The 22130-nt window shown below is 53.0% G+C and carries 21 protein-coding genes; 7 read left to right on the forward strand and 14 right to left on the reverse strand.

The window, feature by feature from the left end; all coding sequences use genetic code 11:
- Positions 1 to 18: 18 nt before the first annotated feature.
- The 5 genes from INP77_RS12695 to INP77_RS12715 all read right to left on the reverse strand — a co-directional run bounded on the left by INP77_RS12695 (position 19) and on the right by INP77_RS12715 (position 3919).
- Positions 19 to 741: a 1-acyl-sn-glycerol-3-phosphate acyltransferase gene (locus INP77_RS12695; protein ID WP_228518927.1), complete on the reverse strand. Its 723-nt coding sequence runs from the start codon at positions 739 to 741 to the stop codon at positions 19 to 21.
- A 76-nt stretch (positions 742 to 817) separates the two neighbouring features.
- Positions 818 to 1606 carry a GNAT family N-acetyltransferase gene (locus tag INP77_RS12700; protein WP_194749443.1) on the reverse strand — a complete coding sequence of 263 codons (789 nt, stop codon included), beginning with the start codon at positions 1604 to 1606 and terminating at the stop codon, positions 818 to 820.
- Between the two features lie 204 nt (positions 1607 to 1810).
- Entirely contained in the window at positions 1811 to 2269 is a 459-nt protein-coding gene (locus INP77_RS12705) for a glycine zipper 2TM domain-containing protein (RefSeq protein WP_194749444.1), read from the reverse strand.
- Between the two features lie 29 nt (positions 2270 to 2298).
- The gene (locus INP77_RS12710) at positions 2299 to 3267 is read right to left on the reverse strand and encodes a carbohydrate kinase family protein (RefSeq protein WP_194749445.1); all 969 of its coding nucleotides are present in this window, start codon (positions 3265 to 3267) and stop codon (positions 2299 to 2301) included.
- Positions 3268 to 3352: 85 nt separating this feature from the next.
- Positions 3353 to 3919 (reverse strand): TetR/AcrR family transcriptional regulator, encoded by a 567-nt coding sequence (locus INP77_RS12715; RefSeq protein ID WP_194749446.1) that lies wholly within the window; start codon positions 3917 to 3919, stop codon positions 3353 to 3355.
- A 169-nt stretch (positions 3920 to 4088) separates the two neighbouring features.
- On the opposite strand from INP77_RS12715, the gene INP77_RS12720 reads away from it, so the two are divergent.
- A complete protein-coding gene (locus INP77_RS12720) occupies positions 4089 to 4577 on the forward strand; it encodes an SRPBCC family protein (protein ID WP_194749447.1) in 489 nt (162 codons plus the stop codon).
- An 84-nt stretch (positions 4578 to 4661) separates the two neighbouring features.
- Here the strand turns inward: INP77_RS12720 and INP77_RS12725 are convergent, their stop codons facing one another.
- The 3 genes from INP77_RS12725 to INP77_RS12735 are packed head-to-tail and all read right to left on the reverse strand — an operon-like array spanning position 4662 to position 6323.
- A complete protein-coding gene (locus INP77_RS12725) occupies positions 4662 to 5408 on the reverse strand; it encodes a hypothetical protein (protein ID WP_194749448.1) in 747 nt (248 codons plus the stop codon).
- A 6-nt stretch (positions 5409 to 5414) separates the two neighbouring features.
- On the reverse strand, positions 5415 to 5825 hold the full coding sequence (locus INP77_RS12730) for a CopD family protein (protein WP_194749449.1): 411 nt from the start codon (positions 5823 to 5825) through the stop codon (positions 5415 to 5417).
- On the reverse strand, positions 5826 to 6323 hold the full coding sequence (locus INP77_RS12735; protein WP_194749450.1) for a TlpA disulfide reductase family protein: 498 nt from the start codon (positions 6321 to 6323) through the stop codon (positions 5826 to 5828). It abuts the gene before it with no gap.
- A gap of 117 nt (positions 6324 to 6440) precedes the next feature.
- Here INP77_RS12735 and INP77_RS12740 point away from each other — a divergent pair, with 117 nt between their 5' ends.
- The gene (locus tag INP77_RS12740) at positions 6441 to 10310 is read left to right on the forward strand and encodes a DUF3683 domain-containing protein (RefSeq protein WP_194749451.1); all 3870 of its coding nucleotides are present in this window, start codon (positions 6441 to 6443) and stop codon (positions 10308 to 10310) included.
- A 64-nt stretch (positions 10311 to 10374) separates the two neighbouring features.
- On the opposite strand, the gene INP77_RS12745 is transcribed toward INP77_RS12740, so the two are convergent.
- The gene (locus INP77_RS12745) at positions 10375 to 10500 is read right to left on the reverse strand and encodes a DUF3149 domain-containing protein (RefSeq protein WP_194749452.1); all 126 of its coding nucleotides are present in this window, start codon (positions 10498 to 10500) and stop codon (positions 10375 to 10377) included.
- Between the two features lie 192 nt (positions 10501 to 10692).
- Between INP77_RS12745 and INP77_RS12750 the strand changes: the two genes are divergently transcribed.
- Both INP77_RS12750 and INP77_RS12755 read left to right on the forward strand, forming a co-directional pair.
- On the forward strand, positions 10693 to 11709 hold the full coding sequence (locus INP77_RS12750) for a quinone-dependent dihydroorotate dehydrogenase (RefSeq protein ID WP_194749453.1): 1017 nt from the start codon (positions 10693 to 10695) through the stop codon (positions 11707 to 11709).
- The gene (locus INP77_RS12755) at positions 11709 to 12320 is read left to right on the forward strand and encodes a glutathione S-transferase (RefSeq protein ID WP_194749454.1); all 612 of its coding nucleotides are present in this window, start codon (positions 11709 to 11711) and stop codon (positions 12318 to 12320) included. The genes INP77_RS12750 and INP77_RS12755 overlap by 1 nt, the downstream gene beginning before the upstream one ends.
- Before the next feature lie 831 nt (positions 12321 to 13151).
- Here the strand turns inward: INP77_RS12755 and INP77_RS12760 are convergent.
- A complete protein-coding gene (locus INP77_RS12760; RefSeq protein WP_194749455.1) occupies positions 13152 to 14105 on the reverse strand; it encodes a PhoH family protein in 954 nt (317 codons plus the stop codon).
- A 2-nt stretch (positions 14106 to 14107) separates the two neighbouring features.
- The gene (miaB, locus tag INP77_RS12765; protein WP_194749456.1) at positions 14108 to 15445 is read right to left on the reverse strand and encodes a tRNA (N6-isopentenyl adenosine(37)-C2)-methylthiotransferase MiaB; all 1338 of its coding nucleotides are present in this window, start codon (positions 15443 to 15445) and stop codon (positions 14108 to 14110) included.
- A gap of 111 nt (positions 15446 to 15556) precedes the next feature.
- Between miaB and cysG the strand changes: the two genes are divergently transcribed.
- On the forward strand, positions 15557 to 16948 hold the full coding sequence (cysG, locus tag INP77_RS12770; RefSeq protein WP_194749457.1) for a siroheme synthase CysG: 1392 nt from the start codon (positions 15557 to 15559) through the stop codon (positions 16946 to 16948).
- A gap of 35 nt (positions 16949 to 16983) precedes the next feature.
- Here cysG and INP77_RS12775 read toward each other — a convergent pair whose 3' ends face one another.
- Entirely contained in the window at positions 16984 to 18297 is a 1314-nt protein-coding gene (locus INP77_RS12775) for an ATP-binding protein (protein ID WP_313987167.1), read from the reverse strand.
- Positions 18298 to 18318: 21 nt separating this feature from the next.
- Entirely contained in the window at positions 18319 to 19044 is a 726-nt protein-coding gene (ompR, locus tag INP77_RS12780) for a two-component system response regulator OmpR (RefSeq protein WP_194749458.1), read from the reverse strand.
- Between the two features lie 429 nt (positions 19045 to 19473).
- Between ompR and INP77_RS12785 the strand changes: the two genes are divergently transcribed.
- Entirely contained in the window at positions 19474 to 20082 is a 609-nt protein-coding gene (locus INP77_RS12785; RefSeq protein WP_228518928.1) for an EF-hand domain-containing protein, read from the forward strand.
- A gap of 114 nt (positions 20083 to 20196) precedes the next feature.
- Positions 20197 to 21390: a GNAT family N-acetyltransferase gene (locus INP77_RS12790; RefSeq protein WP_194749460.1), complete on the forward strand. Its 1194-nt coding sequence runs from the start codon at positions 20197 to 20199 to the stop codon at positions 21388 to 21390.
- 5 nt (positions 21391 to 21395) lie between these two features.
- Here INP77_RS12790 and INP77_RS12795 read toward each other — a convergent pair whose 3' ends face one another.
- Entirely contained in the window at positions 21396 to 22088 is a 693-nt protein-coding gene (locus INP77_RS12795; RefSeq protein ID WP_194749461.1) for an SDR family oxidoreductase, read from the reverse strand.
- Between the last annotated feature and the right edge of the window lie 42 nt (positions 22089 to 22130).

The raw sequence follows: 22130 nt of genomic DNA on the forward strand, positions 1-22130 counted from the left end.
TGGGCTGAGCCATCACAGTCAGGCTTGCTTTTGCACCGCTGGTTCGCTGACGGTTTCAGGCACGGTCGCCCAGGGTAAGCGCGCCATGATTTCATTTCTTGCCTGGCTGGCCAGCGTTTGCCGGTCCAGCAGGCGCGCCTCTATCGGCGTACAAAAATGCAAATGCACTTTGGGTGACTGCATGTTCAGAAAAGACAGCATGGATTCGATCATGCTGGTTTCGCCGGCATACGCTGCCGCCAGGTTAGGGCTGCCGTCAGGCATGGGATAGTGGATCGCAATCGGGATCACCGTCGCCTCTGCATCAATCGCGGCCTGAATCAGGCTACTTTTAAACGGTAATACTTGCTGTCCATCGGTGGTGGTGCCTTCGGGAAACACGCACAGATTGTCCCCCAGTTTCATCGCCTGCGTGACTACTTTCAGCACGCGTGCCGCATCACGTTGGCGTGTCCGGTTAATAAAAATGGTGCCAGACTTTTTGACCAGATAGCCAAACACTGGCCAATCCTTAATTTCAACTTTTGCGACAAAACGCACTGGAATCAGGCTGTTCAAGGCATGGATATCTGACCAGGAAATATGGTTGGCAACAAACAGCACATGCTTGGACTGCGGCGCCGGGCGTACGCCGCTCACCGATAACTGCAGGTTAAAACAGCGCAATAGTTTGGCACACCACCAGCGAATCAGCTGCTCGCGGCCACGACGGCCACACACAGGCAACACGAGCGTTGCCAATGTGAGTCCGGTGAGTGTGTGGAGAAAAATGCGGGCGGTGCGCCAGCAGAAGGTAAGAAAATTTGTTTTTGGCAAGTTATTTCAAGAAATGCGCAGCATATCTGGGATTGATTCTGGATAAAGGTAACAATACCAGCATATCGGCCGTATTAAAAGCCGGATCCCAGGCAGGTTCGCCACAAATATAAGCCCCCAGGCGCAAATAGCCTTTCACCAATGGTGGGCAGGTCACTTCGAGTGACTGATCCAGGGCCTCGATCGGCAATGGATGGTGCGGAAACACACGATATTCCGCGGGAGACAGATAGTCTTCGCGCAGGCTGTTGAACAGCGAGGCAGCGGTGTGGCCACCATCGTGCATGGAAATACTGGCGCAACCAATCATGTATTCATACTGACGGGCCATCATGTATTTGGCCAGGCCTGCCCACAACATGGTGATGGTGCCACCGGTGCGGTAATCGGCATGCACACAGGCGCGGCCCACTTCTACCATCCGGTCAGACAAGGGGGCCAGACGACTCAAATCAAACTCTCCGGCAGAGTAGTAACCGCCTGCCAGCATGGCCTGCATCGGGTTCAGGATGCGGTAAGTGCCCACCACTTGCTGCGTGGCATCATCGCGGACCAGCAAGTGATCGCAAAAGGCATCGAAGCCGTCTACATCAAGACCATTCTGGCTCTTGATCTGCGCGCCCATTTCTTCAGCAAACACCTGATAGCGCAGGCGTTGCGCTTCCATGATTTCTTCTGCGGTTGTTGCCAGAGCAACACTCAGCGTTGAGTTGACTTTACGGTTGTTCTCGGTCGTTGGCTGAATTTCGGCTTGATATAGGCCATGTTCCTGCAAATTGCGTTCTAACATCACGCGACTCCTTGGTTGAGGTTTAGGGTGATATTAGAAGTGTCACATGAATGATTGGTGACGTTCACATGACAATTCTGTGACGTTGACTATGGTGGCGGACATGCCCCATGCACTAATAAAAAGAGCAGCCTAGGCTGCTCTTTTTAAGGACCACACCCCAGAAGGGGATGGTTGCCATGCGGCGCTTAACGCCAGCTTCTGTTAGTGGGAAACGCGTGAGGTGCCGCCGTTTTCAACGATGCGTACACGGTCGCCCGCATTAAACTGTTCGTCCGCTTCCTGCACGATGGCCACCAGGCCGCCGCCATCCAGTTTGACGGTGATTTCCAGTGCGTTTTTGCGGGTAACGGCTTCTTCGGCGGCTGAACCAGCCAGGCCACCGGCGACGGCACCAATGACAGCTGCAATCGCGCTGCCGCGACCACCGCCCACTGAGCTGCCAGCAATCCCACCAATTGCCCCCCCTGCAATCGTGCCGACAGGGGACTTGGTGCCTTCAAGTTTGACGGCACGCACGCTTTCCACTACCCCGGTTTTCACCGTTTGTGCTCTGCGTGCTTCATCACGCGAATACACACTACCAGAGTTAGAGCTCGCGCACGCGGCCAGAATGCCGGTGACCAATACGACAGCAAGCCATTGCAATACACGTGTTTTCATTTTTTTCTCCAATATTGAACAAGCTTCTTTTAATGGGTAGCCTGGCCCAGACTAGGATCCTCTTTCAAGGCATCCTGTACCAGGGCGTGACTGTAAATGTTTTCAATCTCGGCCCGGCTCGGCTGATGATTTTGCCCGCCACGGCTCGCAATCTTGATCGCGCCCATGGTAGACGCCAGCCGGCCACAGGCTTTCCAGTCCCAGCCACGCACAATGCCATACAGCAGGCCAGCACGGTAAGCATCGCCACATCCTGTTGGGTCTACAACCTTATCTGCTCTAACGCACGGAATGTCATGGCGTTGACCATCAGCATAAATATGCGAGCCCTCGCTACCCAGGGTCACAATCAAGGCTTTGACCTTGGCCGCCAGTTGTTCCAGACTGAGCCCTGTTTTGTCTTGGATGACTTGAGACTCGTAATCGTTCACTGCCAGATAGTCAGCCATTTCAATAAAGTGCATGAGCTCTTCGCCATTAAACATCGGCAAGCCCTGGCCCGGATCAAACATGAAGGGAATCCCGGCCTCATGGCACTCTTTTGCGTGCTGGAACATGGCATCGCGACCATCCGGGGCAATGATAGCCAAGGCAATATCTTTGGCGTCGTTCACGCTGTTGGTATGCGCATATTGCATGGCCCCGGGGTGAAACGCGGTAATCTGGTTATCATCCATGTCGGTGGTGATAAATGCTTGAGCAGTGTAGGTGCCGGCAATCGCCTTGATGTGCTGCGTATCAATATGATGTTGGTTCAGCCATGCCTCATAGGGGGCAAAGTCATCCCCGGTTGTCGCCATGATCTGCGGCTGGCCTTCGAGCAATTGCAGGTTGTAGGCAATATTGCCCGCGGTGCCGCCAAATTCGCGGCGCATTTCAGGGACCAGAAATGCCACGCTCAGTTTATGGATTTTGTCTGCCAGAATATGATTTTTAAACTGGTCAGGGAACACCATGATGGTGTCGTAGGCGAGTGAGCCGCAAATAAGAATTTTCATTAAGTGAACACGGGGTTGGATAAAAGTAGGGCTATTATTGCTGTGCGCCAGCAGTGTGGCAAGTGTTACGAGCGGCGAAGAGTGGTCACGACTGCTTGATGGCCAGATCAATCAGCGTTTTGGCGGCCTTTTTGGCAGACTTGATGGCGCCTGAGCCGCGTTTGATTTGCTCGGCCTGTACGGCACCTTCAAACAGAATGGAGAGTTGCAGCGCCAGGCCTTCGGCATCTTTGATATTGGCTTCTTGTGCCAGCTTGGTAATAAATTGCCTGAATTCACGGGACTGTTGCGAAGACAGCTGATGAATCCGGTTTTCTTCATTGGGGAACTCGGCGGAAGCCTTGATAAAAGCGATCCCGGTGAACGAGGGGGAAGTCACCCACTCTTCAATAAACTCAAACAGTTTCTGGATTTTTTCATTTGGGCTGCCACCAAGGCCGCCCAGTTTTTCATTCATCCAGTCCTGAAAGTCCTGATGGCTCTGTTGCAACACGGCCAGGATCAGTTCTTCCTTGTTTTCAAAATACTTATAAAGCGTCATTTTGGTGGTGCCTGCGACAGCCACAATCGTGTCTACCCCCGTGGAATTAATGCCACGCGTCTGGAACAGATCCGTCGATACCTGCAAAATTTTTTGCTTAAGCGCATTCATGCCTAAAATTATAACACCCTATACAAGTTTGTATACCCCCAGAACTTTCAGCCAGGGAACAAATCCTATTGTTTGACTTTGCTTGTCGTGTTAAATATACTATACCGTATAGTATACATTTATGGTCAATTTATTTACAATGTACTTCATCTACAACAAGGAGAAAATCATGCGTCAATTATTATTAGCTAGCCTGTTCGCCCTCTCAAGCACGGCATTTGCGGCCGAGCCACTGTATGTCGTTAAATCTGTGGAGCTGAATCAGCCGGTAGACGTGGTCTGGAAAAAAGTCTCTGACTTTGGCGATTTGGGTGCCTGGCATCCCGCTGTAGCGAAAACCGAGATCGTTTCGGGTAAAAATAACAGCGTGGGCGCCAAGCGCGTGTTGACGCTCAAGGATGGCGGCAAAGTGAATGAAACACTGACTGCTTACAATCCAAAACAGAAAAGCTATGGCTACAAAATCACTGATGGCGTGTTGCCTGTGAATGACTACGCATCCACCGTGAGTGTGCATAGCAATGGGGATGGCAAGTCTGTGGTGGTGTGGGAAAGCCATTTCTTGCCAAAAGCGCCTGCAGATGAAAAAGCAGCCTCTGACGCGATTAAAGGCGTTTACGATGGTGGTTTGAATCAGCTTAAAACCCTGTTCCAATAAATCAGCGTTTGCTGTAAAAAAGCCGTCACGAGCAGTGGCGGCTTTTTTGTTATGCAACGACGGCCTGTTTTATTGTCAGGCAGTCTACTGTCTGGAGTTGGCCATCAGTTTGGGCGTGTAATTGCACTGCACCTGATCAAGCAGCTGGTTGACCAGTACTTGCTCGTCACGGTTGGTTGTGACGTGACCATTGATGATGTTTTCGATGTAAACGCTTTTCAAGCGTTCTGGCAGTTGAATCGCTTCGATCAGTCGGCAATCGCCATGTTTCATGGTTTCGAGGCGGCTGTAAATGGCTGCGGTTTCGGTGGGACTGGCCTCGAATGATAAGGGGTGGGGCGGAGGCTGATGCACCGCTGCGGTCTGGAGGCTGGACGCTGATTCGAGCTGCATATGCCAGTAATAACCACCCAAGACGCCACAGACCAAGGTCACCGCCACCACGCCATAGTTGCGGATGGCCAGCCAGTTGATTTGCAGTTTGGTTTGCTCGTCGATAAGTGCTTTTGCTGCCTGTTTTGCATGTTGCAGGGCGCTGGATTGTCTGTGTGCCAGCTTTTCCTGACAGGCGCTGAGTGCCATGAAATATAACTGGTTAGCGAGCATGTCAGGCAGGCGCGCGCCTGCCAGTTGTGCCTGTGTGCTCAGGTATGCCTGCAGTCGTCCAGGCTGGGTCGATGTTGTCGCGGGCGTGGTTTGCGCCTCTGCGAGCGGGCTGGAGAGCAAGTCATCCAGAATATTGAATAAGCCTAGCAGCTTGTGCGCGGCCTGCTTGCCGGACTTGTCCAGCATGGTTATCAGCCAATCTGATTGTAATAATGCGTGCAACATACCTGCTTAAAATGGCTTGACGACCACCAGAATCACCACGGCGAACAGGATCAGCACCGGGACTTCATTAAACCAGCGAAACCAGACATGACTACGCTTGTTTTGCTGCGCAAGAAATTGTTTAAGCAGTTTGCCGCAATAGTGATGGTAGCCAATCAGCAGGATGACCAGGGTCAGTTTGGCATGCATCCAGCCGCCGGTGATGCCGTAACCCAGCCATAACCATAAGCCAAATGCGAGCGCCAGCAGCATGAGGGGCTGCATGAAACGGTAAAGTTTTTGCGCCATGAGCAGCAAGCGCGCATAGGCGTGAGTTTCTGTTTCCATCGCCAGGTTGACGTAGATACGGGGCAGGTAAAACAGGCCGGCGAACCAACTGGTGACAAAAATAATATGTAGCGCTTTGACCCACAACATTTAGCTGGCTTTCTGATTCAGGAGTTTGCGTAATTCGGCAAAGTTAAGTTCGCCTATGGTTTTCTGGATGCGGTTGCCGTTGCCGTCAAAGATAAAGGTGGTCGGGGTCAGGTTGACATTACCAAACGCCTTGACCATTTCGCCGTAACCATCATGCATGACGGCAAACGGCAGCGCTTTTTCCTTGGTGTAATTGAGCACTTGCGCAGGCGGGTCATACGGCATCGCCACGGCAATCACCACCAGGTTTTTGTCTTTGTACTGCTGGTAAGTGTGGATGAGGTCAGGCATCTCCTTGATGCAGCCAGAGCAGTCTGTTGCCCAGAAGTTGACCAGCACCGTTTTACCGCGCAGGCTTTGCATGCTGATTTTCTGGCCATCCAGCGTGGTGAAGGTGACTTCTGGAGCCTGCGGTTTTTGCATGACAGCAAATACCAGGCCTGCGATGAGCGCCAATGCAACTATTGCTACGCCCCATGTTCTGAATATTGATTTCAACTTAGCCTCTTAAAAAACGGATGACTCAAAAATGCACGCTAAAAACCATAGGCCGTGTAACGTGTTTGTGCTGTATACGACATGGTATAATTGACTTTTGTTTTTGATAAATTATCAATGAACGCACCTGTCAACGCAGATTTGTTAAAGCGCAATTCTACCCCTCTCGCACGATTACGCGAAATTCCGTACAACTATACCTCCTTCTCTGACCGCGAAATCGTCATCCGGTTTCTCGGCGAAGAAATCTGGGAGATCCTCAATGTGCTGCGCGCCGAGCGTAAAACAGGCCGCAGTGCGCGCATGCTGTTTGAGGTGTTGGGCGATTTGTGGGTGGTGTCACGCAACCCTTATCTGCAAGATGACCTGCTGGAAAACCCCAAGCGTCGCAAGGCCTTGATCGAGGCGCTATATCATCGTATTTCTGCCATTCAAGAACGTAGCGGTGGCAATGAAAAAGTACAAAAACTGGTCTCTGCTGCGACCAAAGCGGTAGAGAAGTTTGCCGATGATTTCAAGCAAACGGCCGACTTACGCAAAAAAGCCCTGGCCAAACTGACCAAGTACACTCGCAAAGACAATGTGCAGTTTGATGGCTTGGCACGTGTCTCACATGTGACAGACGCCACCGACTGGCGCGTCGAATATCCATTTGTGGTGATCAACCCGGATACTGAAGCCGAGATCTCTTATCTGGTGCGCGCCTGTATCGAATTGGGTCTAACCATTATTCCACGTGGGGGCGGAACGGGTTACACGGGCGGCGCGGTACCTTTGACGCCATTGTCTGCAGTCATCAACACCGAAAAACTGGACCAACACACAGGTGTGCAAATGCGCACCTTGCCCGGCGTCTCCCGTCAGGTGGCTACGATTGAGTGCGGCGCGGGTGTGGTGACCCGTCGCGCCATGGATGCGGCCACGGCTGCCGGCCTGGAATTCGCCTGCGACCCGACCTCTGCCGATGCCTGTTGCATTGGCGGTAACGTCGCCATGAACGCCGGTGGTAAAAAAGCCGTGCTGTGGGGGACTGCGCTGGATAACCTCGCCTCATGGCGCATGGTGACGCCAGATGCGACCTGGCTGGAAGTGGAGCGTCTGGATCACAACCTGGGCAAAATTCACGATATTGACATGGCGCGCTTTAAAATCAGCCGCTACGACATCGACCATAAAAACCTGCTGTCAGAGCCTGAGATTCTTGAAATTCCGGGGCCGAGCTTCCGTAAGGTTGGCCTGGGTAAAGACGTGACCGACAAGTTCCTGTCTGGCTTGCCTGGTGTGCAAAAAGAGGGCTGTGACGGCCTGATTACCTCTGCGACCTTTATTTTGCACCGCATGCCCAAACATGTACGCACCATTGCGCTGGAGTTTTTTGGCAATGTGTCGCATGCCGTGCCCGCGATTGTCGAGATCAAGGATTATCTGGACGCTACTGCCAAGCAAGACCCGTCGGTGATCATGGCCGGTCTGGAGCACATGGATGAGCGCTATGTGAAAGCCGTCGGCTATGCGACCAAGGCCGCACGTCAGCAACGGCCAAAAATGGTGTTGTTGTGCGATATCGCGTCTGATGATGAAAACGCCGTCGGTGAAGTGGCTTCTGCCGTGGTGCGCATGTGTAATGCACGTAACGGCGAAGGCTTTATTGCCGTCTCGGCCGAGGCCCGTAAAAAATTCTGGCTGGACCGTTCACGCACGGCGGCAATTGCCCGCCATACCAACGCCTTCAAGATTAACGAAGACGTGGTGATTCCATTGCCGCGCCTGGGCGAATACTCCGACGGCATTGAGCGGATTAATATCGAGCTGTCTATCAATAACAAGCTGCGTCTGGTGGATGCGCTGGAAGCCTTTGTCGCTGGCGACCTGCCTTTGCAGCCGGATGAAGACGGCAACTCCGACCCCGAAGGTGTCAAATCCAAACAAAACATTGCCTTGCAGTTGTTGCGTGATGTGCGTGCCAAATGGCGTCTGATTTTGAATACCCTGGACGAGCCTGTCACCGTGCTGGGCGAGATGGGCAAGGCCTATGCCCAATATGAAAATGTGTTCCGCGCCGTGCAGTCTTACGATTTGCGCGTTTCCTGGAAGCGCGAGCTCAAGCGGCCAATGGCGGATATTTTTGCTGGCCGTGAATACCAGAAGATTCTGGACAAGCTGGATGAGATTCAGAAAACCGTGTTGAAGAGCCGCGTGTTTATCGCGCTGCACATGCACGCCGGTGACGGTAACGTGCATACCAATATCCCGGTTAACTCTGACGACTACGGCATGATGCAAGACGCCCACGCCGCTGTGGCTCGTGTGATGGCCCTGGCACGTAGCCTCAATGGCGTGATTTCTGGCGAGCATGGGATCGGTATCACCAAGATGGAGTTCCTGGATCAGGCCACCATTGATACCTTTGCCGCTTACAAAGCCAAGGTAGACCCCGAAGGCCGTTTCAACAAAGGCAAACTGATGATGGGTTCCGGGCTGGAAAACGCCTATACCCCCAGCTTTGGTCTGCTCGAGCAAGAGTCCATCATCATGGAGCAGTCTGCCATAGGCGAGATTGCCGATGATATTTCTGACTGCTTGCGTTGCGGCAAGTGTAAGCCCGTGTGTTCTACCCACGTGCCACGCGCCAATTTGCTGTATTCCCCACGTAACAAGATTCTCGGCACCTCCTTGCTGATCGAGGCCTTCTTGTACGAAGAGCAAACCCGTCGTGGCATTTCGCTCAAGCACTTTGACGAGTTCAACGATGTGGCTGACCACTGCACGGTCTGCCACCGTTGTGAAAAACCTTGCCCGGTCAATATTGACTTTGGTGATGTGTCCGTCAAGATGCGTAACTTCCTGCGCGAGCAAGGCAAGAAGAAATTCAACCCTGGCACGGCTGCGGGTATGCTGTATCTGAATGCCAAAGATCCGGCCACCATCAAGTTCTTGCGTGCAACCATGATAGGCATGGGCTATAAGGCGATTAATCTTGCTAACAGCCTGGCCAAGAAATTTGGCCTGCTCAAGGACAAAAAAGCACCACCGGCGACGGTGGGCAAGCCAGAGATCAAGGCGCAGGTGATTCACTTCATCAACCGGCCGATGCCGAAGAAAATGCAGTCCAAGACCTCACGCGCCATGCTGGGCGTGGAAGATGACACCATGATTCCGGTCATCCGCAACCCGCAAAAGGTGAACGAGGATTCCGAAGCCGTGTTCTACTTCCCGGGCTGCGGCTCCGAGCGCCTGTTCTCCAACGTTGGCCTGGCGACTCAAGCCATGTTGTACGAGGTGGGCGCGATTACGGTCTTGCCGCCAGGCTACCTGTGCTGCGGTTACCCGCAAACAGCCTCAGGCAACCACGACAAGGGCCAGGAAATCACGGCGGACAACCGCGTGCTGTTCCACCGTGTCGCCAATACCTTGAACTACCTGGATATCAAGACCGTGATCGTGTCTTGCGGCACCTGTATGGATCAGTTGCAGAAATACGAGTTCGAGAAAATTTTCCCGGGCTGCCGTCTGCTCGACATCCACGAGTACCTGATGGAAAAAGACATGCGCCTGCAAAGCGTGACCGGTACGCGTTATATGTATCATGACCCATGCCACTCGCCGATGAAGACGTACAAGCCATTGGAAGTCACCAACAAGCTGATGGGCACCGAGGTGGCGTTGAATGACCGTTGCTGCGGTGAGTCAGGCACTTTTGCTGCGGCGCGTCCTGACATTGCCACCCAGGTCAAATTCCGCAAACAGGAAGAGCTGGAAAAAGGCATGGAGAAAATGGGCTTGACCGTGGGCGCCCCCGAGCAGCCAGTCAAAATCCTGACGTCTTGCCCAAGCTGCCTGCAAGGTCTGTCACGCTATGGTGATGACACTGGCATTGAAGCTGACTATATTGTGGTGGAAATGGCCAAGCACGTGCTGGGTGAGAACTGGATGGAAAATTACATCCAGAAGGCCAATAACGGTGGCATTGAGAAAGTATTGCTGTAAACCCGCAAACCCCGCGCAAGCGGGGTTTGTTCAAGTGGCGGCGTATCGTGTCAGTGCAGAGAATTTATGATTGTCGCGCTTTGACATAGACATAAATCCCCGCCCAAATCATGACCACTAAAATCACAGCAATCACGATAAAACTCATTAAACCGTAGTCAGTCGATAACAAATCAATCAAAATTTTCATGGGTTTCCTCCAGTAAGCGAATCATGTTGCACGCAATGAATCTGTAGAGGATTTTGAACCCTTATGACATCATGGTTTTTGATGTAACGCAAAAGTCATGTCAGCGACACCTGGTGACTGTATTGTCCAGTAGTCACTGCTGGCAAAATGCAACGATAGAGTTGGAAAATTAAAAGTTCAGGAATCAAACGGATGAATGTTTACTCGATGCTTAAACCTCTGCTGTTTCAACTGGATGCAGAGCAAGCACACGATATTACTTTGCAATCGCTCAAACGTGCAGAAAAGCTCGGCCTGCTCACGCTCGCCGCCTGCCGTTTACCTGCACAACCGACGCAGGTCATGGGCCTCACGTTTCCCAACCCGGTCGGCCTGGCGGCCGGGCTGGATAAAAATGCCGCTGTGATTGACGGCATGGCCGCGCTAGGCTTTGGCTTTATTGAGGTGGGCACCGTCACGCCACGCCCGCAGCCTGGCAACCCCAAACCACGCTTGTTCCGTTTGCCACAAGCCGAGGCCATTATTAACCGCTTTGGCTTTAACAACCTCGGTGTCGATCAACTGATCCAGAATGTGAAGGCGTCCAAATTCAAAGGCATCCTGGGCATCAATATCGGCAAAAATTTCGATACGCCGAACGACCGTGCCGCTGAAGACTACCTGAGCTGCATGCGGAAGGTGTATAACTATGCCAGCTATATCACGGTAAATATTTCCTCACCCAACACCAAAAACCTGCGCGCCCTGCAAGAAAAAGAGGCGCTGGGCCAACTGCTCGCGACGCTCAAAGCTGAGCAAAAAATCCTCTCGCAACTGCATGGCAAATATGTCCCCGTTGTGCTCAAAATCGCCCCCGACTTAACCACCGAACAAGCACAAGAAATCGCTGAACTGCTTATGCAGCACCAAATGGACGGCGTGATTGCCACCAACACTACCTTGTCGCGCGATGCTGTGGCCGGCTTGCCAAACTCGGAAGAGGCGGGTGGGCTGTCAGGCGCACCGGTAAAAGCGGGTTCTACACGCGTGATTCAAACACTGGCGGCCAGCTTGCAAGGCAGCCTGCCGATTATCGGCGTCGGTGGTATTCTGAATGGCGACGATGCCAAAGAGAAAATGGCGGCCGGTGCCAGCCTGGTTCAACTCTACAGCGGACTCATCTATAAAGGCCCGCAACTGATTAAAGACTGCCGCAAAGCCTTGCTCTAATGGCATTGCCCATCCTCTACTCCTACCGCCGCTGCCCGTACGCCATGCGCGCCCGTATGGCGATCTGGGCGGCAAATATTCAGGTAGAAGTGCGAGAGATTTCCCTGCGAGAGAAACCTGCGCATTTGCTACAGATTTCCCCCAAAGGCACCGTGCCGGTATTACAACTGCCAGATGGCACCGTGCTAGAGCAAAGCCTGGATATTATGCAGTGGGCACTTGTCCAGAGCGATCCGCAAGGTTGGCTGAATGCAGACCCTGAAGCAGTCAACGCGCTGATTACGATCAACGACGGTGACTTTAAAAAAGCGCTGGACCGCTATAAATATCCCGACCGTTACCCCGAGCAAGCACAACTGGTTTATCGCGAACAAGGTGAGCAGTTTTTGCAGAGGTTAGAAGCTGCATTAGAGCAGCATGACTATTTGCTTGGCGATTCTGCCAGCATGGCCGATGTAGCGATTTTTCCGTTTATCCGGCAGTTTGCAGCGGTCGATGCGGAGTGGTTTGCCAGCAGTCCTTATCCGAAACTGCGCATATGGTTAGAGGGGTGGTTGGAAAGCGCGCTATTTGCAGAAGTGATGCAAAAGTTTCCAACTTATATTGGATAGCATTTGTCAGGGAGGCTACATTTTAATGCAGCTTTCAAGGTCATTCTTTATCTCTGAGCCATTCCGGCGGTGGCGGGTATCTAGACGAGGTTAATACTTGGCTTGGTTACAATCGAGCGCCACAGCCACATTTGCTGCAAGTACTTGGAAATGTTTTTTGAACTCGAACATTCTTTTTCGCCCTAGGCGAGGTACTTTTCTTTGCTTGCACAAAGATAAAGTAACCAAAAGAAAGTGCACCCCAGCTTCCGCTTGTTTCCTGTGCTACTCGGCTTGCCGGGCGGCCATCGAAACTCGCCCTGGCGGCTTGCATAAGACGCAAGCCACTGCGGAACTCGAACAGCCGATGGCCGAGTGCTCCCGTCAACCCTGCGTTGCTCGGCGCGGCAGATGGGGACCCCGAACACCATGCGAGCGCAACCGTAATTTGTTTCAACAAAAGAATTGGATTTTCAAACCGTCCAAATTTTAACGATGCAACTTTGGCGAGATAAATCCCATTCCATCACGCTGAGTAGCGGAGACAAAATAAGAGTAGAGGGAGCGACTGTCCGAATCCCGCAGCAGCTCACGTAGTGTGTGAGCTGCTAGGATGAGTTTCGTGACCGGCTTATTTTGTCGAGCAACGCAAGGGAGCCGAAGGCCTTGATGGCTGGGTGTCGTCCTCTTTGGTTACTTTCTGGGGGACAAGCACCAGAAAGTAACTCGCCTAGAGGCGAAAGATGCCGTCAAATTAACGCAAAAAAGTAGTCAATAAATCATTAAAGAATAACTTTTTCTACTTTTTTGGACTGTCTCAACTTGGCAAATAAACTGCTAAATTCAGAATGATTAGTCACTTTTTTGCGTATTCTGCTCAAACCTTTCATACGCATTAATAATCTTCTGCACCAACGGATGTCTTACCACGTCTTGGGACATAAACTGAGTAAAAGCGATGCCTTTGACGTCTTTGAGAATTTTCTGCGCTTCTACCAAGCCACTTTTCTGGTGACGTTGCAGGTCAATCTGTGTCACGTCGCCGGTAATCACGGCTTTAGTGCCAAAACCAATGCGGGTTAAGAACATTTTCATTTGCTCGGGCGTGGTGTTTTGCGCTTCGTCCAGAATAATAAAACTCTGGTTGAGCGTGCGGCCGCGCATATAGGCGAGCGGGGCGACTTCAATTGCGCCGCGTTCGAACATTTTGTTCACGGTGTCGTAACCGGCCAAGTCATAAAGTGCGTCATAAAGCGGGCGCAGGTAGGGGTCGACTTTCTGGTTGAGGTCGCCGGGCAAAAAGCCCAAGCGTTCGCCTGCTTCTACGGCCGGGCGAACTAACACGATTCTTTTCACGCGGTCACGTGTCATGGCATCCACTGCACTGGCGACAGCCAGATAGGTTTTACCTGTACCCGCTGGGCCGATGCCAAAGGTGATGTCATGGTCTTGTATCTGTTGCAAGTAGCTGACCTGACGCGGGGTGCGACCATGCAGGTCGCCGCGGCGCGTCATCAGTACAGGCATGGCACTGCTGCTGACTTCTTCGGGTTTGAGTTTGTCGATTTCTACCAGGCCGAGTTGAATATCTTCGAGCTCAATTGGCTTTTTTGAGCGGGCGTAGAAGTTTTCCAGCATTTGCGCGCCCAGCCGCATATTGGTTTGGTTGCCGCTCAAGTAAAACGTGCTGCCGCGGCGGTTGATGTCGATATCGAGACCATTCGCCAGTTGGCGGATATTTTCATCAAGCGGGCCGCACAGGTTGGCCAGCATCAGGTTGTCTTCGGGGCTGAGGGTAATTTCCATGCTTAATTCACAATTTCGCCAACCAGGCGTTTTGGGTTGTAGACGTCGGTGATTTTGACTTGTACCATCTGGTGGATATAGCGGGCATCGGCAGCGATATCCACCACGCGGCCGTTATCGGTTTTGCCTGCCAACAAATTGGGGTCTTTCCACGACGGGCCATCGATCAGCACGCGTTGCACGGTCCCCAGCATGGCGCGGCTGATGGCGTCACCATTGGTTTCGTTCTCGGTTTGCAGTTGCTTGAGCCAGGCCGCTTTGTCGGCTTGCGGGGTTTCGTCGGGCAGGTAGCTGGCCGGTGTGCCGGGGCGCGGGCTGTATAAAAAGCTGAAACTGTAATCAAAACCGACATCGCGCATGAGTTTGAGCGTGGCCTGAAAGTCTTTTTCGGTTTCACCGGGGAAGCCGACAATGATGTCGCTGGTGATGGTCAGGGCCGGATTGGCAGCTTTCAGTTTGCGGATCAGGCCTTTGTATTGCAGCGCGGTGTAGTTGCGCTTCATTGCCATCAAGATACGGTCACTGCCTGCCTGCACTGGCAGGTGCAATTGGTTGGCCAGCTTGGGCACCGTTGCATGGCACGCAATCAGGCGCTCACTCATTTCGTTGGGGTGGCTGGTGGTGTAGCGGATACGCTCGATTTGCGGGATTTCTGCGATGGTTTCAATCAACAGTGGCAAATCGGCTTCGATGCCTTGATAAGGCACGCGGTAGGCGTTCACGTTCTGGCCGAGCAGCGTGATCTCTTTGACGCCTTGCTCAGCCAACTGGACCGCCTCGGTGATGATGTCTTCAAACGGGCGCGAGAACTCTTCACCGCGGGTGTAAGGCACTACGCAAAAGCTACAATATTTGCTGCAGCCTTCCATAATGCTCAAAAATGCAGTCGCCCCTTCGACGCGGGGCGGCGGCAAATGGTCAAACTTTTCAATCTCGGGGAAGGCAATGTCTACCTGTGGCTTGTCGGCAGCCTGTTTTGCTTTGATCAGCTCGGGCAGGCGGTGCAGGGTTTGCGGACCAAACACGACATCGACATAGGGCGCGCGCTGAATGATGGCTTCGCCTTCCTGGCTGGCCACGCAACCGCCAACCCCAATCACCAGGTTGGGATTTTTTTCTTTGAGCGGAATCATGCGGCCCAGGTGGCTAAAGACTTTTTCTTCGGCTTTTTCACGGACTGAACAGGTGTTGAGCAAGATCACATCTGCTTCTTCCATGTTCTCGGTTTGCGTCATGCCTTCATGCTCGCGCATCAGGTCTATCATGCGTGATGCATCGTATTCGTTCATTTGGCAACCAAACGATTTAATGAATATCTTTTTTCCGCTTTCGTGCTTCATCGAACGCTAAATTTCTCACAAAAACAGTATTTTAGCGTATTTGCAAGGGAAACCCCAGCTAACACTGGGGACTGCGGTAAAATACACTTTTCTTGTCGAAGCCTTCTTTGCATGCAAGCTTTACCGATTTTTTTCAATATTGCACAACGCCCTTGTATCGTCATCGGCGGTGGCGATGTCGCGACGCGCAAGGTGATCATGCTACGCAAGGCGCAAGGGCAGGTCACCGTGATCTCGCCCGAGTTGTGCGATGAGTTACGCGAGATGCATGCGCAGGGCGAGATTGACTATGTGGCTGCCGAGTTTCAGGCCGAACAATTGACCAGTGCTTGCCTGGTGATTGCAGCCACGGATGATGAAGCGGTGAATGAAGCGGTGTCGGTGGCGGCAAAGCGGCTGAATATTCCGGTCAACGTCGTCGATGCGCCTGCGCTGTGCACGTTTACCATGGGCTCGGTGATCGACCGTAGTCCGGTGGTGATTGCGATTTCGAGTGAAGGCAATGCGCCGGTGCTGGCAAGGCATATCCGTAGCAAAATCGAAACCATGCTGCCCGCGGCTTATGGCCGAATTGCCGCCATTGCGGGTGAGTTTCGTGACCAGGTGAAAGCCAAATTTTCCAATCTGCCCGCGCGGCGCCGATTCTGGGAGGATGTGTTGAATGGTCCGCTGGTGGAGCGCGTGTTGTCCGGGCAGGAACAGGCAGCGCGGACCTTGCTGGCCGAGTTGCTCAATCAGCGTGAAGATGCGCCTACGCGTGGCGAGGTTTATCTGGTGGGCGGTGGGCCGGGTGACCCGGATCTACTGACATTCAGGGCATTGCGACTGATGCAGCAATGCGATGTCTGTGTCTATGACAAGCTGGTGAGCAAAGAGGTGATGGAGTTGGTGCGTCGCGATGCCGAGCTGATTTACGTGGGTAAATCACGTGACCAGCACACCTTGCCGCAAGAAGAAATCAATGCCTTGCTGGCCAGGCTGGCGCTGGAAGGCAAGCGCGTATTACGGCTTAAAGGCGGCGACCCGTTTATCTTTGGGCGTGGCGGCGAAGAGATCGAAACCCTGATGCAGCATGGGGTGCCATTTCAAGTGGTGCCCGGCATTACCGCGGCCAACGGTGTCTCTAGCTATGCCGGGATTCCGCTCACGCACAGGGATTACGCCCAGGCCTGTTTATTTATTACCGGCCACCTTAAAGATGGCACCATTGATCTGGACTGGCAGGCCATGGCCAGACCCAAGCAGACGGTGGTGATTTATATGGGCCTGGTAGGGCTGGAGCAGATTTGCAGCAAGCTGATGGCACAAGGCGTGTCGCCGGACATGCCGGCGGCAGTGATCCAGCAGGGGACAACGCAGAAGCAACGCGTGGTGGAATCAACCTTGCAGCATCTGGCAGCAGAGGTGGCGGCCGCGGGCTTGAAGCCGCCCAGTTTGACGATTATTGGCGAAGTGGTGAAATTGCGCGAGCGACTGAACTGGTTTACGCCGTCGGCGGATTAATCGCTGCGCTCAACCAGCTTAAGTGTTGGGCCAGATTAAGTGTTAGGTAGGATAGGCAGTGAAAGCCTGGCTTCCAGCCCGCCTTCCGGGCGGTTGAGCAAGGCCAGTTGGCCGCTATGTAAAGCGGCAATGCGGTTGCAAATCGCCAGCCCCAGGCCGCTGCCGCCTTCGTATTTGTTGCGTGCGCTGTCCATGCGCTCAAAAGGTCGCAGCAAGCGGTCTGCATGTTCAGGCGGGATGCCTGGGCCGTTATCCAGCACACTGATGACGATCTTGTCGGCCATGACCTGACTGCGCACCTCGACCTTGCCTTTGCCATAGTTGTAAGCATTGCCAACCAGGTTGTCGAGCAGGCGTTGCATGGCTAGCGGACGGATGGGAATAAAGTATTTGGGCCCCAGCGAAATTTTGAGCTCGCGGCCCGCGCGACGCTGACGTTCTGCCAGTGCATTGAGCAAATCGTTAATATCCATCATGCGCGTGGGCTCGCCCTCTACGCCGCGCACAAAGTCCAGAAACTGGTGAATGATATTGTCCATATCGGAGATGTCTTCAATCATGCCCTGTTTCATATAATCGGCTTCTTGCGGCAGCATTTCTACCGCTAGCCGCAACCGCGCCAGCGGCGTGCGGATGTCATGTGAGACCCCTGCCAGCAGCAGCGTGCGTTCCGCATCGAGGCGGGCCAGGGATTCCGCCATCTCGTTAAAGGTCTGCGTCACTTCGCGTAACTCTTCGACGCTGTCCACCGGCAGTTTAGGCGCGGGCTCGCCATTACGCAGCCGTTCTGCGGCATGCACCAGCATGGTCAGCGGCCGGTTGATGCGGGCCGTCAGTAAATAGCCACCCACGAGTGAGAGCAAGCCGACTACGGCCGCCCAGCCCAGCCAGTGCCAGGGGAAAGGGCGGTCTACCTGAATTTTGGGGATCACAACCCAGAAGTCATCCTGGCCGACATTAAAGCTGATCCACAAGCCAGGGATATCATAATGATTGACCGTGATAATGGTTTCTTCGCCCAGCCGTTCGCGGATTTTGAGTGCGACCAGATTAATAAAAGGGTCTGCGGGTAAGGGCTCGATGTCTTCAAGAAAGTCGGCGGCATAGACTCGCACGCCTTCACGGCCCGATAACTCGGACAACAAGGCCAGGCGGCGGTTTTCGTGCGAGGCGATCAGTGAGGCGCGGGTGTAATTGACGATGGTGACGGCTTGCAGGGCAGCGGCGGTTGCGCGTGGTTCGCGGTCAAAATAATCAAAGATTTTGAGCGATGCATAGATACTGACCGCCAGTAAGATGGCGATCAGCAACATGATGCGGGACAGCAGTCGGCGGGGCAGTAAGCGCACGGGGATTAAAGCTTGGCCGGATTATTGTGGTGCTTCACCATCTGGAATAAAGACATAACCAAAGCCCCACATGGTTTGCAGGTAGCGAGGATGTGCCGGATCAGGCTCGATAATGCGGCGCAGGCGAGAGACCTGCACGTCTATGCTGCGATCAAATACATCCAGCTCACGGCCACGCGCCAGTTGCATGAGTCGGTCACGTGACAGCGGTTGGCGTGGGTGTTCGGTGAAGACTTTCAGCAAGGTGAATTCACCACTGGTAATCGTAATGGGTACGCCGTTTTTACTTAGGCTGCGGGTACTGGTGTCGAACACAAACTCGCCAAATTGGAACGCAGCGGATTTTTCTTCAACTGCCTGTTTGGGCGAAATCTCGTGACGGCGAAGGACCGCATTGATTCTGGCCAGCAGTTCACGTGGGTTGAAAGGTTTAGGCAAGTAGTCATCTGCTCCCATTTCCAGGCCGACAATGCGGTCCACTTCATCGCCGCGCGCTGTCAGCATAATGATGGGGGTTATGTGGTTGGCTCCACGCAGTCGGCGGCAAATGGCGAGGCCATCTTCGCCCGGCAGCATCAGGTCCAGAATCAGCAGGTCGAAATGTTCATTGGCCAGCGTTTTGTCCATCTCCTTGCCATCTGATACGGACTTGATATTAAAACCTTGTTCAGTCAGGTAGCGCTGTAACAGCTCGCGCATACGTAAATCATCATCGACCATCAAGATTTTTTTTAACTGTTCTGACATACGGACCTTTGTTATTTGAAGCAAGTGTTTGCTTAACGCATTTTATTGCGATCAGGATGACCGCAGGAAGATAAATACGGCAAGGCCAAAAACTTATCCTTGATAATTATACTCCAAGCATTGGAGCGCATGAAGTGTGCCAGTTACAACTTCGTTACAAATAGCGTTGGGGATGAAATATTGCAGTTACAATCCTGATGCATGATTGCCTTCTGCTATCGGCAGGGGCATCCGAAAACGCTATTTTTTGTTAAATTTGTTGCCGCTAAAGTTGCAATTGCGTTAATGTGATCGACCTGATTTTAAAATCGGTCCCTCGTTTGCCATGAGATTCATGCTTGAGAGCACCCAATAATAGCTTAAACACAAGTGCTTTCGATGGAACAGGAATAAAGGTATTGCGTTTGGATGTGTAGAGCGATTAAACATTTGAAACGAATTGTATTGCTGACAACCTCCATGTTGCTGGCATTCCCTGCTTTGGCTGATCTTAAATTGCCAGTCCGATTGACAGAGATCCGTCTGGCTGACAATGATGATGCCGGCCTTTCCAAAACGCTAGAGCACAATTTTAGCCCTGAAGACCGTGCACGTTTGCGCAAGGCCCTTTCTGATTACGCCCGTAACACCGATCCCGACCACCAGTTGATGTTGCAAAAGCGCAAGGCCATGCATGACAGCATCGCGCAGCGGTTCAATGAGTGTAACCGCGACAATGACGACTCGCTAGACCGCGAAGAGGCGACGCTGTGTTTGCCACAGGTAGCCCGCCATTTTTCCTACGTTGATCTTGATGGCAATGGCGTGATTACGCTAGACGAACTTGAAACCGCCTATGCCAAAATGGTCGAGCGTCAACGTGAAGCCGAAGCCAGAACCGAAGCAAAAATCGAAAACCAGCAAAATATCGTCAGCGACTCAGAGCCTGATGCCAAGTCCAGAAACAAATCCAAAGCAAGCTCGGCAGTGATTCCTGCCAATAGCCCTGTCAATTCAAGCGGTAAAGACGTTTCGGTCATACGCAAACGTCCCAGTTAATTTCCTTTGTCTCAACATGCACATGCCATTCAGCGTTTCGGCGTGTCAAACCAGCAGATTGCCTTCATTATTTTTGCTGTTTAGTGGCTTTGTCGCTGACTCTGGACCCGCTTGATGCTGCTCTCGCAATTATCCTTTGTCTGGTCCCGTGGCTTGCAGGAGATAGACCCTGCCGACTGGCAGCGCCTGGCGGGCATGCATCCCATGCTCGACTACCAGTTTTTGCTGGCGTTTGAGGCCACCGCTTGTGTCGGTGCGCAGACGGGCTGGATGCCCTATCATTTAACTGCGTTTGACCAGGGGCTGTTGGTGGCAGCCATGCCTTGTTATCTCAAAACGCACTCTTACGGCGAATATGTCTTTGACTGGTCATGGGCCGAGGCCTATGAGCAAGCGGGTGGGCAGTATTACCCCAAGCTGATCTCCGCCATTCCTTTCTCACCCGTCACTGGCCCACGCCTGCTGATAGACCCGGCCTGTGACGTACCTGAAGCAATCGCCGAGGCCATGCTCAAGCAGCTGCAGGCTTTTTGTCAGGAACATGCCCTGTCCGGCGCGCATCTGTTGTTTCCCGATGCGATGTCGGCTGACTTTTGTGAACAGCAGGGGTGGTTGAGGCGTGAGGGCGTGCAGTTCCGCTGGGAAAATGCGGGATATGCCGACTGGGACGCTTTTATGGCCGTATTGAGCCGGGACAAGCGCAAAAAAATCCGGCAAGAACGCCAAAAAGTTGCGCAACAGGGCGTGACCTGCCGCGTGGTGAGTGGTCATGACATGACTGCGCAAGATTTGGCCTTGTTTTATCAATGCTATTGCCAGACGTATCTCCGCCACCATAGTTCACCTTATCTGACCCTGGCATTTTTCGAGCATTTGCAGCGCTACCTGCCCGGGCATTTGCAGTTATTTATTGCTTCGCAGCATGGCGAGGATGTGGCGGCCAGTCTGTGTGTGCTGGGTGAAGCGACGCTATATGGCCGTTACTGGGGGAGTTTGCGCGATATTTCTTGTCTGCATTTCGAGTTGTGCTATTACCAGCCGCAGCAATTCTGTATCCGCGAGCAGATCCGCTATTTTGAAGGCGGTGCACAAGGCGAGCATAAGCTTGCCCGAGGCTTTGTCGCTTACCCCACCTGTTCTTACCACTGGCTCAGCCATCCCGATTTTCACCAGAGTGTGGCGCGCTTTCTGCGCCGCGAGGCAGAGGGCATGCAGCAATATGTCAATGAGCTAGAGGAGCGCAGTCCATACAAAAACATGCCGGATATCAATGACACTGGCCTGCCGCATATCCCTTTATCGACGTGATTGCGTTACCAGGGAATCGGTTTGCCATCATAGGCGATAAACTGGCCCGATTGTGCAGGGGTTAAACTGGCAATCACCTGGCGCAGGCCTTGCACGCTGGTTTCGGTATCAATCAGGCCGTTTGGACCGCCCATGTCTGTGCGCACCCAGCCCGGATGCAGTGCAGCAACTACAATGTTAAAGCCGCGCAAATCGATAGACAGGCTTTTGACAACCATATTCAGCGCAGTTTTGCTGCTGCGATAGATATATTCACCGCCACTGCCATTGTCTTCTATGCTGCCCATTTTGCTGGTCATGGCGATCAGCTTTGCCTGCGGGGCACGTCGCAGCTGCGGCAAGAAAGCCTCTGCAAGATAGTAAGTGCTCAGCGTGTTGACCTGAAAAGCCTGTAACCAGGCTTGCACGTCGGTCTGGCCAAAGCTGCTCTCAGGATAGGTGCCCGCATTGCTGATCAGAATGTCCAGCGGCAGTGCTGACAGCTGGCTTGCCAGCGCCCGGATTGAATCGACATCGGCCACATCCAGCGCAAGCAGCTGCAGGTTGCTATGTTGACTGGCCAGTTGTTGTAACGCGGGAGCCTGGGCGGGATCGCGTACCGTGACGTAGACCTGCTGGCCGCTTTCGGCATATTGCCTGGCATATTCGAGGCCGAGGCCGCGATTGCCGCCAGTGATTAAGATGGTTTGTGTATTCATGCTGTGAACCTCGCCTTCTTGCAGTGGTTTAATTTAAGTTAT

The organism is Methylophilus sp. 13 (assembly GCF_015354335.1).
Taxonomy (GTDB): Bacteria; Pseudomonadota; Gammaproteobacteria; order Burkholderiales; family Methylophilaceae; genus Methylophilus; species Methylophilus glucosoxydans.